The sequence below is a fragment of the Qipengyuania flavescens genome (genome assembly GCF_029688735.1).
GTDB lineage: Bacteria > Pseudomonadota > Alphaproteobacteria > Sphingomonadales > Sphingomonadaceae > Qipengyuania.
The window spans coordinates 221,133-234,747 of sequence record NZ_JARULD010000003.1 but is presented as its reverse complement, the minus strand read 5'-3'; the positions used below and the strand labels follow the sequence as shown (position 1 = coordinate 234,747).

Annotated in this window: 16 protein-coding genes, 1 tRNA gene and 1 riboswitch; of the genes, 8 read left to right on the top strand and 9 right to left on the bottom strand. The window is 61.8% G+C overall.

Annotation, left to right across the window (positions count from 1 at the left end; translation table 11 throughout):
- Positions 1-40: 40 nt before the first annotated feature.
- The gene (locus P8R33_RS10970; protein WP_278328992.1) at positions 41-937 is read right to left on the bottom strand and encodes a hypothetical protein; all 897 of its coding nucleotides are present in this window, start codon (positions 935-937) and stop codon (positions 41-43) included.
- 203 nt (positions 938-1,140) lie between these two features.
- Here P8R33_RS10970 and P8R33_RS10965 point away from each other — a divergent pair, with 203 nt between their 5' ends.
- Entirely contained in the window at positions 1,141-1,692 is a 552-nt protein-coding gene (locus P8R33_RS10965; RefSeq protein ID WP_278328991.1) for a hypothetical protein, read from the top strand.
- 32 nt (positions 1,693-1,724) lie between these two features.
- Here P8R33_RS10965 and P8R33_RS10960 read toward each other — a convergent pair whose 3' ends face one another.
- Entirely contained in the window at positions 1,725-2,303 is a 579-nt protein-coding gene (locus P8R33_RS10960; protein WP_278328990.1) for a fasciclin domain-containing protein, read from the bottom strand.
- Positions 2,304-2,564: 261 nt separating this feature from the next.
- Between P8R33_RS10960 and P8R33_RS10955 the strand changes: the two genes are divergently transcribed.
- Entirely contained in the window at positions 2,565-2,984 is a 420-nt protein-coding gene (locus P8R33_RS10955; protein ID WP_278328989.1) for a pyridoxamine 5'-phosphate oxidase family protein, read from the top strand.
- 31 nt (positions 2,985-3,015) lie between these two features.
- On the opposite strand, the gene P8R33_RS10950 is transcribed toward P8R33_RS10955, so the two are convergent.
- The gene (locus tag P8R33_RS10950) at positions 3,016-3,360 is read right to left on the bottom strand and encodes an HPF/RaiA family ribosome-associated protein (protein WP_278328988.1); all 345 of its coding nucleotides are present in this window, start codon (positions 3,358-3,360) and stop codon (positions 3,016-3,018) included.
- A gap of 205 nt (positions 3,361-3,565) precedes the next feature.
- Here P8R33_RS10950 and P8R33_RS10945 point away from each other — a divergent pair, with 205 nt between their 5' ends.
- Positions 3,566-4,105, top strand: coding sequence for a hypothetical protein (locus P8R33_RS10945; protein WP_278328987.1), 540 nt, complete (start codon positions 3,566-3,568; stop codon positions 4,103-4,105).
- Between the two features lie 30 nt (positions 4,106-4,135).
- On the opposite strand, the gene P8R33_RS10940 is transcribed toward P8R33_RS10945, so the two are convergent.
- Genes P8R33_RS10940 through P8R33_RS10930 form a run of 3 tightly spaced genes read right to left on the bottom strand, consistent with a single transcriptional unit; the run spans position 4,136 to position 5,234 of the window.
- Positions 4,136-4,465 (bottom strand): hypothetical protein, encoded by a 330-nt coding sequence (locus P8R33_RS10940; RefSeq protein WP_278328986.1) that lies wholly within the window; start codon positions 4,463-4,465, stop codon positions 4,136-4,138.
- A gap of 27 nt (positions 4,466-4,492) precedes the next feature.
- Entirely contained in the window at positions 4,493-4,897 is a 405-nt protein-coding gene (locus P8R33_RS10935; protein WP_278328985.1) for a nuclear transport factor 2 family protein, read from the bottom strand.
- Positions 4,890-5,234 carry a hypothetical protein gene (locus P8R33_RS10930; RefSeq protein WP_278328984.1) on the bottom strand — a complete coding sequence of 115 codons (345 nt, stop codon included), beginning with the start codon at positions 5,232-5,234 and terminating at the stop codon, positions 4,890-4,892. Before P8R33_RS10930 ends, P8R33_RS10935 begins: the two co-directional genes overlap by 8 nt.
- 226 nt (positions 5,235-5,460) lie before the next feature.
- On the opposite strand from P8R33_RS10930, the gene P8R33_RS10925 reads away from it, so the two are divergent.
- The 4 genes from P8R33_RS10925 (at position 5,461) to P8R33_RS10910 (ending at position 8,932) form a co-directional block, all read left to right on the top strand.
- Positions 5,461-5,970, top strand: coding sequence for a ferritin-like domain-containing protein (locus P8R33_RS10925; RefSeq protein WP_278328983.1), 510 nt, complete (start codon positions 5,461-5,463; stop codon positions 5,968-5,970).
- A gap of 108 nt (positions 5,971-6,078) precedes the next feature.
- Positions 6,079-6,564 (top strand): YaiI/YqxD family protein, encoded by a 486-nt coding sequence (locus tag P8R33_RS10920; protein WP_278328982.1) that lies wholly within the window; start codon positions 6,079-6,081, stop codon positions 6,562-6,564.
- A 241-nt stretch (positions 6,565-6,805) separates the two neighbouring features.
- Entirely contained in the window at positions 6,806-7,408 is a 603-nt protein-coding gene (locus P8R33_RS10915) for a DUF2726 domain-containing protein (protein ID WP_278328981.1), read from the top strand.
- A gap of 135 nt (positions 7,409-7,543) precedes the next feature.
- Positions 7,544-8,932, top strand: a complete 1,389-nt coding sequence (locus tag P8R33_RS10910) for a hypothetical protein (RefSeq protein WP_278328980.1) — start codon at positions 7,544-7,546, stop codon at positions 8,930-8,932.
- Between the two features lie 40 nt (positions 8,933-8,972).
- On the opposite strand, the gene thiC is transcribed toward P8R33_RS10910, so the two are convergent.
- The 3 genes from thiC to P8R33_RS10895 all read right to left on the bottom strand — a co-directional run bounded on the left by thiC (position 8,973) and on the right by P8R33_RS10895 (position 12,004).
- Positions 8,973-10,874: a phosphomethylpyrimidine synthase ThiC gene (thiC, locus tag P8R33_RS10905; RefSeq protein WP_278328979.1), complete on the bottom strand. Its 1,902-nt coding sequence runs from the start codon at positions 10,872-10,874 to the stop codon at positions 8,973-8,975.
- Between the two features lie 34 nt (positions 10,875-10,908).
- Positions 10,909-11,015, bottom strand: a riboswitch (TPP riboswitch).
- Between the two features lie 53 nt (positions 11,016-11,068).
- Positions 11,069-11,614 (bottom strand): hypothetical protein, encoded by a 546-nt coding sequence (locus tag P8R33_RS10900; protein WP_278328978.1) that lies wholly within the window; start codon positions 11,612-11,614, stop codon positions 11,069-11,071.
- Positions 11,615-11,930: 316 nt separating this feature from the next.
- A tRNA-Gln gene (locus P8R33_RS10895) sits at positions 11,931-12,004 on the bottom strand.
- A 193-nt stretch (positions 12,005-12,197) separates the two neighbouring features.
- Here P8R33_RS10895 and P8R33_RS10890 point away from each other — a divergent pair.
- Positions 12,198-13,406 (top strand): Ppx/GppA phosphatase family protein, encoded by a 1,209-nt coding sequence (locus P8R33_RS10890; RefSeq protein WP_278328977.1) that lies wholly within the window; start codon positions 12,198-12,200, stop codon positions 13,404-13,406.
- Positions 13,407-13,615: the final 209 nt, after the last annotated feature.

The following is a 13,615-nucleotide window of genomic DNA, read 5'->3' as shown; positions in this document are numbered from 1 at the left end:
AGCGAGGGATTACGTGCCGTCCAGCGGCAGGGTCTGCGCGTCAGCGGCCGAAGATGCGCGAAAGCAGCCCGCGCTTGGGCTCTTCCTCTTCCTCTTGGCCGGTTTCGAGGACGCGGCGGCGCAGGTCCGAGCCGGTCGGCTCCCTTTCTTCCTCGACGGATCGAACCTGAATGAAGTCGGCGGCGAGGATCGGGGCGCATTCGCTCGCCTCGGTCTTGCGCCGCGGCTCGACCGTCCGCGCACCTATGCCGTGGACCATCACGATTTCAGGCCGCATCTCCACCGTTCCGGCGAGCACCGGAATACCGCCTGGCAGGCCGTGGATGGTGCATTCGCTGGCAACCGCCTGCTGGAACAGAAGCGCGCGCCACCAGCAGCCGAGCACATATTCGACATAGCGCAATGGCGCATCTTCGGGCGCACCATCGCGGAAGAAGTGGCGCTGCTTGTGATGCAGCAGTGCCGTGTTGAGCTCGTCCAGTCCGTCGATGTCGAGATAGACTTCGATGTCCTCGTCATATCCGGCCCAGGCGGGGCCGTCTTCCGCCTGCATCTGGGCAAACAGGTCCGCCTCGCGCGCCGTGCTGAAGCCGAAGGCCCCGTCCGTGTAGAGGCCGAGCATCATGAACGGGTGATGGAGCTGCCCCTTCTCGAACGCCCGGTCAGCCTCGTTTGCCACCGCCAGCGTGACGCCGGTGATCGTATCGCCCTCGTGGTCCTGAATGGCGTCGACCAGTTCCGGCCATCCGGCGATGGTAACGACTTCGGGCGTCGTACGCAGGCACATGCGCCCGAATTCGCTTTCGAGCTGCTCGATCGCCGGTTGGAGGATGGCGTGGATGTCGTCGAGACTGCCCGCCTCGAACAGGCGCCGCAGGTCGCTCTCCCAGGCGTTCTCGCCCTTGGCGGTCGCAAATGTCAGTTGCAGGTCATGCATCACTCGTCTCTCGCTTCCGGCTGTCCGGAGGTTTCGCGCAGTGCATACGCGCAAATTGTCACCACGCTGTTAACCTAGCCGCTGAACCATTGCAGGCCGGTTCAAGGCATCGGTTAAAGCGGTGTGAATGCCGAGGGTGGGCGATGCTCGTAAAGAGGGCCGCGGAACCGGGGGCACGGTCTGCTCATTCCTTAAGCAGAACCATGACAAGCGGTCCCAACATCAATCTTGCCCGCACAGGCTTCGCCGTTGCCCTCTTCGGCGTGGTGCTCGGCGGCATGCTGACCGGTGAAGCCATCGGCGAAACGCCGATGTTGCAAAATCGTGGTCACGAGTTCACCATTCCGCAAACGCCTGCGCCCGAGGTTTCGAGAACGGCGAGCCGGAACACCCCTGATCACTATCCCCTTGTCACTCCCGAGGGAACGATCCCGGTGGCGGAGCTCGCCTTTCATGGAAGGCTGCGGGATCAGCGCCTGGAGTGGCTCGATCAAGGCGACACGACCCGGCTCGATGCCGACTACGACAACTTCTTCGACGAGGCCGAAGTCGATGCGCTGGCATCAGGTCCTGCAGTAACGCGTGAGCCGCTCGAGCAGGGCAAGCCTCGCGACCCCTCGCCGATACGACGTTCGACGGCCGCTGGTGCCGTCATCGTCGAGCCACTCGCCGGCACGCTCGAGGTGGAGCCGATCGCAGATACTCCCGAACAAATGTCCATCGATAATCCGGAAAACAAAAAGGGCGACCTTTAAGGCCGCCCTTTTCCATTCGAATTATCGAGCGCTTACTGCGGCATAAGCACGGTATCGATGACGTGGATCACGCCATTCGATGCAGCAACATCGGTTGCCGTCACGGTCGACGTGCCACCGGTTGCATCAGTCAGAACGACGTTGCCGTCGACGACAGTGGCAGTCAGCGTACCGCCATTCACGGTGTTGATCGTATAGCCGTCTTCACCTGCATCGTTGATCGCCTGCGTCAGCGTAGCCGCATCAACATTGCCTTCCACCACGTGGTAGGTGAGGATGTTGCCGAGCGTCTCAGTATCGTTCGTGGTTAGTTCGGTCAGGGTCGCCTCGGGGATCTTGCCGAAAGCGTCGTTGGTCGGCGCAAACACAGTGTAGGGTCCGTCGCCCGAGAGCGTATCGCCGAGTTCGGCAGCCGTCACGGCGCTGACCAGCGTCGAGAACTGTTCGTCGCCCTGCGCGACTTCTACGATGGTGCCGGTCTCGGCGGTGTCATTCGCCATCTGGTCGGCAACGGCGGTGTCGTCGGTCGTCGGCGTTTCTTCGACCGGTTCTGCACAGGCGGCGATTGCCAGCGAGGCAGCCGAGGCGAGCGCGATTGTAAGCTTGTTCATATCTAACCCCTTTTTGAAGAGAGTGAGCGTGTCGGCGACAGGCTCTTCCAGCCGCCGCTTCAAGATACGAACGACAAACCCAGCTGGATGTTTCCGATTTGGGCGAAATTGTGTCCAATCGGCGCGAAGCTGCGACGAAACGAGGCATAACCAAGGTCGAGACGGTCACGAGCTGATCTCAATGAGCCCCCTCACGCCTCTGGCACTTCGGATGGATTCGCTCGTTCATGATTGACCTGCTCTCAACACGAGGAAAAGCCTATGCCTGACCGCACCATTTCCGATATCGCCGCCAAGCTGAAGTCGATCGACATCGCCATGCTCGTCACCAAAACCGGTGCCGAAGGCGCAATCGCCGCTCGACCGATGTCGAACAATAAGGACGTCAGCGCCGAGGACGGAACCACCTACCATTTCGCCACCGATGATGGCCGGATCGACGACGACCTCAAGCGTTCGGAGCAGTGCGGTGCGACCTATTCCAGCGGCGAATTCTATTGTGCCGTCCAGGGGACCGGCAAACTCCATCGCGACCGTGCAACGCTGGAAAAGCATTGGGTCAAGGATCTCGAGAAATGGTTCGAGAATGGTCTCGACACCGACGGTCTGGTGCTGATCGAAGTATCGCCCGACCGGATCGCGTGGTGGGAAGGCCGCGACCAGGGCGAACTAACGCCCTGAGCATTCGCGCGGAACCTCGGTCGACCCGTGCTCACATGACCTTGTCGGGGCGCGGGTCGTGGCCGTGGCGGCCTTCCTTACCGAAGTGCCGCTCGAGCCGCTGGGCGAGCGTATTTGCCGCCATTCGCGCAGCATCGTCTACCTTGCTGGCCTTTGCGGTCACGCCGACCGGCTTGCCGCCGCGCGGGCGCGCCTCGATCGTGCAGGCCTTGTCGTCGGCACCATGTTTGGCACCGTTCTCATCGCGCACGTGAATTTCGATCCGCGTTAGCCTTTCGTCGAACCTCGCCAGCTTCTCGCGAACGCTCGCCTCGATCCGCTCGGCGACGTTTTCGGTTCCCATCACACTACTGTCGGAATTAAACTGGACCTGCATCGGGATCACTCCTCTCGATTGTTTCTCTCATATTCAGAGATGGGTCGGGGCCACCGGGTTTCCAGAGCAAATTTCATTTTTTCGCGGGCCATGGACCGCCAGGAAACGCAGAGGCTCCGGAACGCCACCCGCCGCCAATCATTGATTTTCTACAAGCAATTCAACACTCGCAGACCGGTGGACGCCGGTCGGGAAGATCTGCCCCATGACCATACGCCTCGCCCCCCTCACCGCAGCAATCGCCGCGAGCGCCCTTTTTGCAGCGCCGCTCGCAGCCCAGGATTTCGATCTCGATGGCGACGACGACGGTGACGACATCGGCACCGAAGAGGTAATCGCAGGGGCCGTCATCATCGGCGGGCTCGCCGCGATCCTTGGCGGGGACGACGACGATGATCGGTACCGCGACCGTCGCTATGGCGACGATTATTACTACGACCGCGGCTACGAAGGCCGCTATTACGATGGCGAGTACCGCATGCAGTACAGCCGCGAGTTGATCGAACGCTGCGTCTATGTCGCCGAGAACGAAGCCCGCCGCTGGGGACCGGCCAATGTGACCCAGATCGAAGATGTCGATCGGGACGGCCGCCTGCTCAAGGTCGAAGGCGACATCCGCATCGTCGGCCATTACGAGCGCGAGGGCTGGAACGACTACGATTACGACAATGGTGACAGCGGCGAGTTCGAATGCCTGATCGATCGCCGCGGACGCGTGGTCGATATCGATTTCGACGGACTATGAGGCGAGGCGGCACCCAAGGCCGCGTCCCCCTCAACCGAAGCCGAGCAGGAAGGCGAGGAATAGCACGCCGAACACGGCATCGCCCGCCAATATCCAGCCGAGCGCTTTCGGCGTTCCCGGCTCCCTTACCGCCGGGGCCATCAGCGCGACGACGCCAGCCTTGCCCAGCACGCCCGCCCACAGCATCGGCCCGAAGCGCACCGGATCGAGCGCGACGATGGCATAGACCACGCCGAACGCCACCACGAGCAGGCCGATCACCCTGCCCTCGCGCGGTGCGCCGGGTTGTAGCAAGCTGCCCGCGCCGATCACGGCGTTGTAAGCCGCGGCTGCCCAGAAAACGATTGGCCAGAACTCCATCGCGCCTCTCCTTGGCTACCTTCGATCCTACCGCCCCAAAGCCGCGTCTGCCAGGATCGTGTCCATATATTCCCGCACCTCCACGATCTTGCCGTCCGCTAGCCTGAACACGAAAGCATAGTCGTTGTCGTAGCGCAGACCCTCCACCGTTTCCGCATCGCCCTTGGCCAGCACCACGACGTGATCGCCATCGGCAAGGATCAGTTCGGGGATATTGAGATAGGGTCCGGCGAAGCGCGCGAACAGCGGCCCGACGAGGTCGCGTTCCACCGCAGGCAGGCCCTTGGCATGTTTCGACCAGGCGGAAGAGCCCATGACCCGCCATTCGATATCCTCTGCAAACAGCGGCAGGAAATGCGACGGATCGCCGTGGCGCAGGCCCTCGAAGGCTTGCTCGATCAGTGCTCGGTTGGTTTCGGTTTGATTAGCCATTTCCACTCTCCCTGTTGCCCTCGGCGATGCGACGGTGTTCGTCGACCGAGCGCTTCATTTCCGCCGCCTGTAGATGGAGCGCCTGGTTCGACAGACGGATTTCGCGGCTCTGCTGGAAGAAGCCGAGCACCAGCCACAGGAAGGCCAGCGGGCTCGACACCCCGCCGAGGAAATCGCCCAGCTCGTTGAGGCGCAGGTCCGCCGGGTTCTGCCCCTGCACCGTCAGATAGATCACCAGCCCCGCCAGATAGAGCGCGGTCAGGACGAGTCCGACCACCGGCAGGCGCCTTCGCTCGCGCTTGTCGCCCAGTATGGCGGCGGGTTCGGTATCGGCCATGGCGCTCCCCTTCTCGCAGCGGCGGATCTTGCCGGGAGAGTGGCGGGAGTTTGCGTGCTTGTCGATAGGTGCACGGCGACGAAGGGGGGCGTCCTCCCCTCGCCCCGCCCAGCTACCGCCTGCGCGCATATGCGCCGAGCAGGTGGAACGCGATCCCGGACCACCCGTCGCTAAGGCATCATGGCAAGGCGCACACTGCTGCCTCGCACTCACAAGGAACCCGACCATGTCAGCCCCCAAGAACCTCACCGATTGCTACACCCACGAACTGCAGGACAACTGGTCCGCGAACGAGCAGATGGAGACAGTCGTCCGCAAGATGGCCGACGCCACGGACGACAGCTCGCTGGCCGACAAGCTCAGGGAATCCGCCGACGGCATTGCCGACAGCACCGCGACCGTGAAGCAGCTCCTCTCCGACTGCGGCGTCTCCGAGAAGGAGCATTGCAAGGGCATGGAAGGCCTCGTCAAGGAAGCCACCAAGCACGTGCTCGAAGCCGATTTCGACGATGGCGACGTGCGCGACGTGGTGCTGATCTCGCAATACCAGCGCATGAGCCACTACGGCATCTGCGGCTTCGGCACGGCCAAGGCCTATGCCGAGGCGCTGGGCAAGAGCGACCATGTGGCCAAGCTCGATGAGCTGACCGCCAATTGCTACGAGGCGGACGAGAAGATGACCGACCTCGCCGAACGCTGCGCCAACCTCCGCGCGAAGGAGACCGAAGCCGCCTGATCCGGCCGCGACGGACGATCGATGCCCCGCCCGCCACACGGCGCGGCGGGGCTTTTCGTGTCCTGCCGCCATTTACCGGCATCGCGCCACTCGGCTAGGGGATCGGCCATGCTTGCGCCCACGCCCCCCACCCCCATGATCCTGGTCGATGCCGATGCCTGCCCGGTAAAGGAGGAGATCTACCGCGTGGCGGAGCGTCACAAGGCGCATGTCCGCGTGGTCAGCAACAGCCCCTTCCGCGTGCCGGTGAGCGAGCGGGTGAAGCGGGTGGTGGTCTCCGACGGCTTCGACGCTGCGGACGACTGGATCGCGCAAGAGGCGTCCCCAAGCACCGTAGTCATCACCGCCGACATCCTGCTGGCCGAACGCTGTCTGAAAGCAGGCGCGAGCGTGCTGCGCCACGACGGCAAGCCCTTCGACGCCGCCAGCATCGGCAGCGCCATCGCCACCCGCGCGATCATGGAAGACCTGCGCGCCGGAATGGACGGCCTTCTCGGCGCGGCCGGAGGCGGCCCGCCCCCGTTCGGCAAGGCGGACCGGTCCAACTTCCTGCAGGCGCTGGACCGGGTGCTGGTGAAGCTCGCCAGGGCCTGAGCGGCGTGTAGGACGATTGCAGGACTTGCCGCCTGCCAGTCCCATTACATGGACCGCATGGACCACAGTCCAGGGGCAAAAAAGTTCGGGGAGGTGTGGAAGCCTTTCGAAGCGGTTTCGGCGAGGGAATAGGCATGCACATCGCCCGACCAAGGCAGCTAGTGTCTAGGTAGGAAAGCGAAAAGCAGTTCACTGCTGAACAATTTTCGCTAATCAACAACGTGGGGAGACACACGTCTTGTTGGAATCACTTTTCGCTCCGCTTCTGGACAGCACGCCTATTCTTGTCCTGATCGTAGTAGTCGCGTTGGTATTCCTTGCCACCGAATGGGTGAAGGCTGGCAAGAAGGAAAAAAGGCGAAAATGTAAAGGCGGGCGGCGCTCCAACTGGAAACCGCCGCGACAGAACCTCCACGATCTCACCAATGCGACCGAGCAATTGCAGGTCGTCATGCAGGCGAAATTCCACTCACGCCCGTTGCTCAACAGCCCCGAGACCAAGGTGTTCAAGGCGCTGGACGAAGCGGTGATTGCGCGCAATTCCAAGTGGCAGGTCATGGCGCAAGTCTCGCTCGGCGAGTTTCTCGGCAGCCCCAACAAGCGCGCTTACTCCTGCGTCAATTCGAAGCGCGTCGATTTCGCCCTGATGGACGAGAACAGCCGCGTGATCCACGCGCTCGAATATCAGGGATCAGGCCACCACCAGGGCAGCGCTGCCGCGCGCGATGCGGTGAAGAAGGAAGCGCTGCGCAAGGCGGGCATCGGCTACCACGAGATCGTCGCCGGCCACACCACGCCGAGCGAACTCAGGGCGCTGGTGGAGAAGCTGGTTCCGGCGGGTTGAGATATTGTCACTGGAATGCATCGGGCATTCCTCAGACATTATTGGATAGGCTCATTTAGCTAGCACGGGTGCGAGTTTTCCCCAAAGAAGCCCGCGGCTTCTTTCATAGTTCGACGCTCGTGATAAGATGGACCCATGCTTTCATTCGCAGCCGAATTCCCTCTCAAGTCAGGCACGCCTTCCGACATCATTCGCTCGATTGGTGTCTGGTTGATCAACTCGCCTCACCGCGTTTTAGATGAGGCCGATATTCGGGCGCTGGAGAATGGTGAGAAAGACCAGATTAAGGCTGGTGACCAGAACGTCGAACTCATCCGTCTAGGCGATGATGAAGAGTCTGGCATCGGTGTGAAACACACATCTGTCGATGGAAAGATCATCTATTCCACGACGATTGTCGGTCGAAAAAGGTCGGGGGAAACATGGGTTAGCGTGCGCACAGATAGGGCAAGCCTTGATCCCCAGATTTCGCTTAGGGAAGCGCGCAAACCACAGATAATCAAACTGATGCTGAGCCAGCTAGGTGGTGGTTTAGACGGGGAACTTTGGGTCCAGGATCTCCCTCATAGCTTGTCTGAGGGCGATCAGGGCATGGCTGTTAGGCTACTGAACGGCGACTCCGATAACCATCTTCCAGTCGTATATATTAGCAGGACATTCCGCGAAGAACTGTCCTGTGACCCCAAGGCATTGGCACGGCATCTTGGTGGTTTGGCCCATGTAGTCGTCGAACCGAACAGGTCGTTTTCTCGAGCGATTCAACCCTATACGAATTCACGCAACGCATATGGTGGGGCCATCGGTATTTATCTTCCCACTGGCCAACGGTCGCTAATCATCCCGGTCGATGAAGATGAGTGGGCTTTACGCAAAGCGGCAAGTGAGACTGTTCGAGAAGCGTTGCTCACCAGACTTTCATTACCAGGATTCTCTTGGCCAGATATCGAAGCAGATAAAAGTCGCCGAAACATTGAAGCGCTTAAAAGTGCTGGTTCGACAGACTTGGATGCCTTTGTCCGAGAATTTGACACGGAAAATCAAGCACTTCGAGAGCAGAACACCGCCTTAGAGAATGAAGTCCGTCAGCTCAAGATCGATCTTCAAAACATGAACGCAGTGGCTGCTGGACAGTCTGGCAATACTAAGCAGGTATCGATTCAGGATTATTTTCCCGGAGAAAGTGAGCATTTCTTGAAAGAGGCCGTAGAGCAGGCCCTTTCTGGCGTACTCGAGGGAAGCAGGAGAGAGTTCGTATTACAAGAATTTGCAGAGCGATTTAATTCGTCTCAAGAATTGATTGAGCGCAAAGAAAGGCTCAAGTCAGTCCTGTCCGGCAACGATGGACTTGATGCCAAAACTCGAAAGGCACTGAACGATCTCGGCTTCTCGATTTCGTCGGATGGCAAGCATCACAAGCTAGTGTATTTTGGTGACGAAAGACTCACATTCACCATGGCAAAGACCGCTAGTGACTGGCGAGCGGGGAAAAACATGGCCAGCGATATCTCTCGGAAAATATTTTAGCCAATCGTAGGTCTTGTCGTCGTCCCAGTGCGCCTCCGCATCAACCCTCCGGCAAATACAACTTCTCGCCCTTCTCGCGATATACCTCGCTCATCTCCTCCATACCCTTTTCCGCTTCCGCGGCCTCTTGCGGAGAGGTCTCGCGCTTGATGTTCTCGCTCGCGAGGTAGCTGTCCGAGTTCTGCTTCGCGGCGAAGTCCCGCACTTCCTGCGTGATCTTCATCGAGCAGAATTTCGGGCCGCACATGGAGCAAAAGTGCGCGGACTTGGCGCCCTCCGCAGGCAACGTCTGGTCGTGGTATTGCTCGGCCGTGTCGGGGTCGAGGCTGAGGTTGAACTGGTCGCGCCAGCGGAATTCGAAGCGGGCTTTCGACAGTGCGTCATCGCGGACCTTGGCGGCCGGGTGGCCCTTGGCGAGGTCGGCGGCGTGGGCGGCGAGCTTATAGGTCACCACGCCCACTTTCACATCGTCGCGGTCGGGCAGGCCGAGGTGTTCCTTGGGTGTGACGTAGCAGAGCATGGCGGTGCCGTACCAGCCGATCTGCGCCGCGCCGATGCCGCTGGTGATGTGGTCGTACCCCGGCGCGATATCGGTGACGAGCGGGCCGAGCGTGTAGAAGGGCGCTTCGCCGCAGGCCTCCAGCTGCTTGTCCATGTTCTCCTTGATCTTGTGCATCGGCACGTGGCCGGGGCCTTCGATCATCACCTGCACGTCCTGTTCCCAGGCGCGCTTGGTGAGCTCGCCCAGCGTGTAGAGCTCGGCGAATTGGGCTTCGTCGTTGGCGTCGGCGATGGAGCCGGGGCGCAGGCCGTCGCCCAGCGAATAGGCGATGTCATAGGCCTTCATGATCTCGGTGATCTCGTCGAAGCGCTCGTAGAGGAAGCTCTCCTTGTGATGCGCGAGGCACCATTTCGCCATGATCGAGCCGCCGCGCGACACGATGCCGGTGACGCGCTTGGCGGTCATCGGGACATAGGGCAGGCGCACGCCGGCGTGGATGGTGAAATAGTCGACGCCCTGTTCGGCCTGTTCGATCAGCGTGTCGCGGAAGATTTCCCAGGTGAGGTCCTCGGCAATGCCGCCGACCTTTTCCAGCGCCTGGTAGATCGGCACGGTGCCGATGGGGACGGGCGAGTTGCGGATGATCCATTCGCGCGTGTCGTGGATGTTGCGCCCCGTGGAAAGGTCCATCACCGTGTCCGCGCCCCAGCGGATCGACCAGACCATCTTGTCGACTTCGCTCGCCACGTCCGATGCCACGGCGGAATTGCCGATATTGGCGTTGATCTTGACGAGGAAGTTGCGCCCGATCGCCATGGGCTCGGTCTCGGGGTGGTTGATATTGGAGGGAATGATCGCGCGGCCCCGCGCCACCTCGTCGCGGACGAATTCGGGAGTGACGTAGTCGGGCAGCTCGGCGCCCCAGGGCTGGCCATCGTTGCGGGCAGTGAGGCGGGCGGCTTCCTCGCGCAACATTTCGCGGCCCAGGTTCTCGCGCTCCGCCACATATTCCATCTCGGGCGTGATGATGCCGCGGCGGGCGTAGTGCATCTGGCTGACGTTCATGCCGGGCTTCGCGCGCAGGACGCGTTTGGCGACATTGGGGAAGCCGGGGACGCCGCCCGACCGGTCGGGGCCGAGCTGGCCGTTGTCTTCGGGCTTCACTTCGCGCGCGTCGTATTCCTCGACATCGCCCCGGGCGAGGATCCACTCGCGGCGCTTCTGTTCGAGGCCCTTGCGGATGTCGATCGTCGCATCGGGATCGGTATAGGGGCCGCTGGTGTCGTAGACCCGCACGCTGGGTTCCCCGCCCTCGAGATCGATCTCGCGCATGGCGACCTGCACGCCGCTGCCGCTCTTGGCGCCGACATGGACCTTGCGGCTGCCGCGAATGGGTCCGGTGGTCACACCGATATCGAATTTGCTGTTGATGTCGGCCATGCGTGCTCTCTCCATGAGGCGGAGGAAGAGCGGTTTGCTGGCGCCGCTCCACTCCCTCCGCCGATGCTAATCGGTTCAGGTTCGACGGGTCGGGCGGTGCTACGCGCCCCTCTCAGCCAAGCGGCTCCCCGGGGATGACGCTGGTCATAGGGCAAGCCGGCGATGGTGGAAAGGGGCTCGCGCGAAGTCGCCGCTCAGCCGCGAGACAGACTAGGCCAGTTGCGGCACGCGCCATAGGCTAGGCTAGCCGCGACGAGAAACAGGACGCAAGCCCAGTAAAATGCGTCCTCCAAGCTCGCCGTGTAAAATGGCAGAAGGGCGAGAACAGAGTTCGCAAGGACGTGGAGGACGAACAGGAAAACCACGCCTGACCATGCGCGATTGTCGGCGAAGACGACGTAGTATCGGCACAAGGTGAAATGCCACAACAAGCGGGCCACGCCGATGGCGATGAAGATCACTATCAGCATTCCCGGCTCGATTGACTGGCCCGCGACCGCAAGTCCTGTCGAGACCCTGCCGAATTGCAGAATATTCTCTGCCAGGGCGATAAAGATCGCGACCACAAGCGCGCTCGACACGAGGCTGTAGCGCTGGCGCATCCGACGCATACCGAGAAAGCGCAACCCGTCTTCCGCCGAGACAGCAAATAGCTTCGAAAGCACAATGCCGACTATCGCCATGGTGTCACTACGGTTGAACAGTGGCGGGAACACCTTACCGGTTATTGCTAAGGTCAAGGTTACGCCCAAGGCCGATCAGCAGCGCCCAGGCAAACCCTTCAAGATATTGTCGCCAGTCGCCCATCGATCGCTGGATAATACCGTGACACGGAAATTCGACCCTTGATGTAATCGCCACCTTCAGTGGCGGTGAGACGCATGATCTGTATTCCCTGCCCAGATTGATCCAATAGGCAAGTGATTACGGGCAGTTCTTGTCTGGTCGAGCGAATTTGCAAAGCCCACGAAGTTTTCCGCTAAACGGGGACTTTACGCCACTGTCCGGAACGGGTCTGACAGTCTATTTGGTGAAACCGTCTCGGGTCAGAAGAATTGGATGCCCCGTGAGGATTCGAACCTCAATTGACGGAGTCAGAGTCCGTAGTCTTACCATTAGACGACGGGGCATCGGCGCTCACCGGGCCGCGCAGAATCGGGTGGTGCGCGCGGGAGAGGTGGGCCATCTAGTTTCGCCGCCTGCCGAGGTCAACCCCGCTCCGGCGGCCCCTCTTGCCCCCTTTGCGCTTCACGGCTAGCATCGACCTCAAGTCCCCGCGCCCGACGGTCGGTGTGGGAAGAAAAAAGAAGAAAGCTCCTTATCATGGCGGACAGTCCTCCGCCGGACATTACAAGGGGGCCTGGACGCAAACGGGGCGACAAGTCCGGCAAGGTAGCCGATTTCCGCTACAAGCGCCCCGCCCGGCCCGACCAGACGAGAGGCGAAGCTCGCCCCCGTGCACCGCGCAAAGGCACAGCCGGACGCGGGCCGACCGCAAATGCCGGACCGAACACGCACCACCGCCAGGCCTACGCCGCGCTCGACCTTGGTACCAACAACTGCCGCCTGCTGATCGCGCGGCCGAGCGGGGCGGATTTCACGGTCATCGATGCATTCAGCCGGGTCGTCCGGCTGGGCGAAGGGCTGGCTGCAAGCGGAAGGCTGTCGGACGAGGCGATGGACCGCACGCTCGCCGCGCTGCAAGTCTGCGCGGAAAAGCTGCGCCGGCGCAATGTCCGCCTCGCCCGTTCGGTCGCGACCGAAGCCTGCCGCCGCGCCGCGAATGGCCCCAAGTTCATCGAACGGGTGAAAGCGGAAACCGGCATCGTCCTCGACATCATTTCCGCGCAGGAAGAGGCGCGACTGGCGGTGCTCGGCTGCCATGTCCTGCTCGAAGACGGGAACGGTCCCGCGATCATCTTCGACATCGGCGGCGGTTCGACCGAGCTGGTTCTCGTCGAACCCGGCGGCCCGGTCCCGCGCATCCTCGACTGGTTGAGCGTGCCGTGGGGCGTCGTTTCGCTGACCGATACGGTCGGCCCGTCCGACGGCAGCGAGGAAGGCCGGCTGGAGCGCTATCGCGAAATGCGCCGGACGGTTGCTCGCAGCTTCCGCAGTTTTGCCGAGCGGATCGGCGAGCATACGCGCTCGAGCGAGGGTATCCGTCTGCTCGGCACGAGTGGTACGGTCACCACGCTCGCGAGCCTGCATCTCGAACTGCCACAATACGATCGCCGCGCCGTCGACGGGCTGATCCTGCCCTCGCAGGCGATGCGCGACATTTCCGCGCGCCTCTCGCGCATGAGCGAGGCCGACCGCCGCCAGCTGCCCTGCATCGGCGACGATCGCGCCAATCTCGTGATCGCCGGCTGCGCGATCCTGGAATCGATCCTCGACATCTGGCCCTCGGTCCAGCTCGGCGTGGCCGATCGCGGCATTCGCGAAGGCATCCTGCGCAGCCTGATCGCCGCCGACGCCGACGGCGAACGCAGCCGCGCCGCCATGCAGAAGATGCGGGAGCAGGATGTATGATGGGGAGTAGTATCTCGGGTTGCGGAGTCTTTGTTGTGTACGGGAAGCGCATGCGCGCATTCCTTGCGGCACCAGCCCACGCCCCCACCCGGCCACCCAAACAGAATAGTGCCGTGGGTGGCCGGGTGGGGGCGTGGGCTGGTGCCGCGAGCTATCGACGGATGTCGATAGCTCGCCCAGAAATGAATCCGGGCGTGGGACGGAGCAGC

What these genes read in the sequence shown, in the direction of transcription:
- P8R33_RS10950 (WP_278328988.1), bottom strand. Translation starts at nt 3,360, where the DNA reads ATGCAGGTCCAGTTTAATTCCGACAGTAGTGTGATGGGAACCGAAAAC.
- P8R33_RS10965 (WP_278328991.1), top strand. Translation starts at nt 1,141, where the DNA reads ATGACAAGCGGTCCCAACATCAATCTTGCCCGCACAGGCTTCGCCGTT.
- P8R33_RS10940 (WP_278328986.1), bottom strand. Translation starts at nt 4,465, where the DNA reads ATGGAGTTCTGGCCAATCGTTTTCTGGGCAGCCGCGGCTTACAACGCC.
- P8R33_RS10955 (WP_278328989.1), top strand. Translation starts at nt 2,565, where the DNA reads ATGCCTGACCGCACCATTTCCGATATCGCCGCCAAGCTGAAGTCGATC.
- P8R33_RS10935 (WP_278328985.1), bottom strand. Translation starts at nt 4,897, where the DNA reads ATGGCTAATCAAACCGAAACCAACCGAGCACTGATCGAGCAAGCCTTC.
- P8R33_RS10930 (WP_278328984.1), bottom strand. Translation starts at nt 5,234, where the DNA reads ATGGCCGATACCGAACCCGCCGCCATACTGGGCGACAAGCGCGAGCGA.
- P8R33_RS10960 (WP_278328990.1), bottom strand. Translation starts at nt 2,303, where the DNA reads ATGAACAAGCTTACAATCGCGCTCGCCTCGGCTGCCTCGCTGGCAATC.
- P8R33_RS10910 (WP_278328980.1), top strand. Translation starts at nt 7,544, where the DNA reads ATGCTTTCATTCGCAGCCGAATTCCCTCTCAAGTCAGGCACGCCTTCC.
- P8R33_RS10920 (WP_278328982.1), top strand. Translation starts at nt 6,079, where the DNA reads ATGCTTGCGCCCACGCCCCCCACCCCCATGATCCTGGTCGATGCCGAT.
- thiC (WP_278328979.1), bottom strand. Translation starts at nt 10,874, where the DNA reads ATGGCCGACATCAACAGCAAATTCGATATCGGTGTGACCACCGGACCC.
- P8R33_RS10925 (WP_278328983.1), top strand. Translation starts at nt 5,461, where the DNA reads ATGTCAGCCCCCAAGAACCTCACCGATTGCTACACCCACGAACTGCAG.
- P8R33_RS10945 (WP_278328987.1), top strand. Translation starts at nt 3,566, where the DNA reads ATGACCATACGCCTCGCCCCCCTCACCGCAGCAATCGCCGCGAGCGCC.
- P8R33_RS10890 (WP_278328977.1), top strand. Translation starts at nt 12,198, where the DNA reads ATGGCGGACAGTCCTCCGCCGGACATTACAAGGGGGCCTGGACGCAAA.
- P8R33_RS10970 (WP_278328992.1), bottom strand. Translation starts at nt 937, where the DNA reads ATGCATGACCTGCAACTGACATTTGCGACCGCCAAGGGCGAGAACGCC.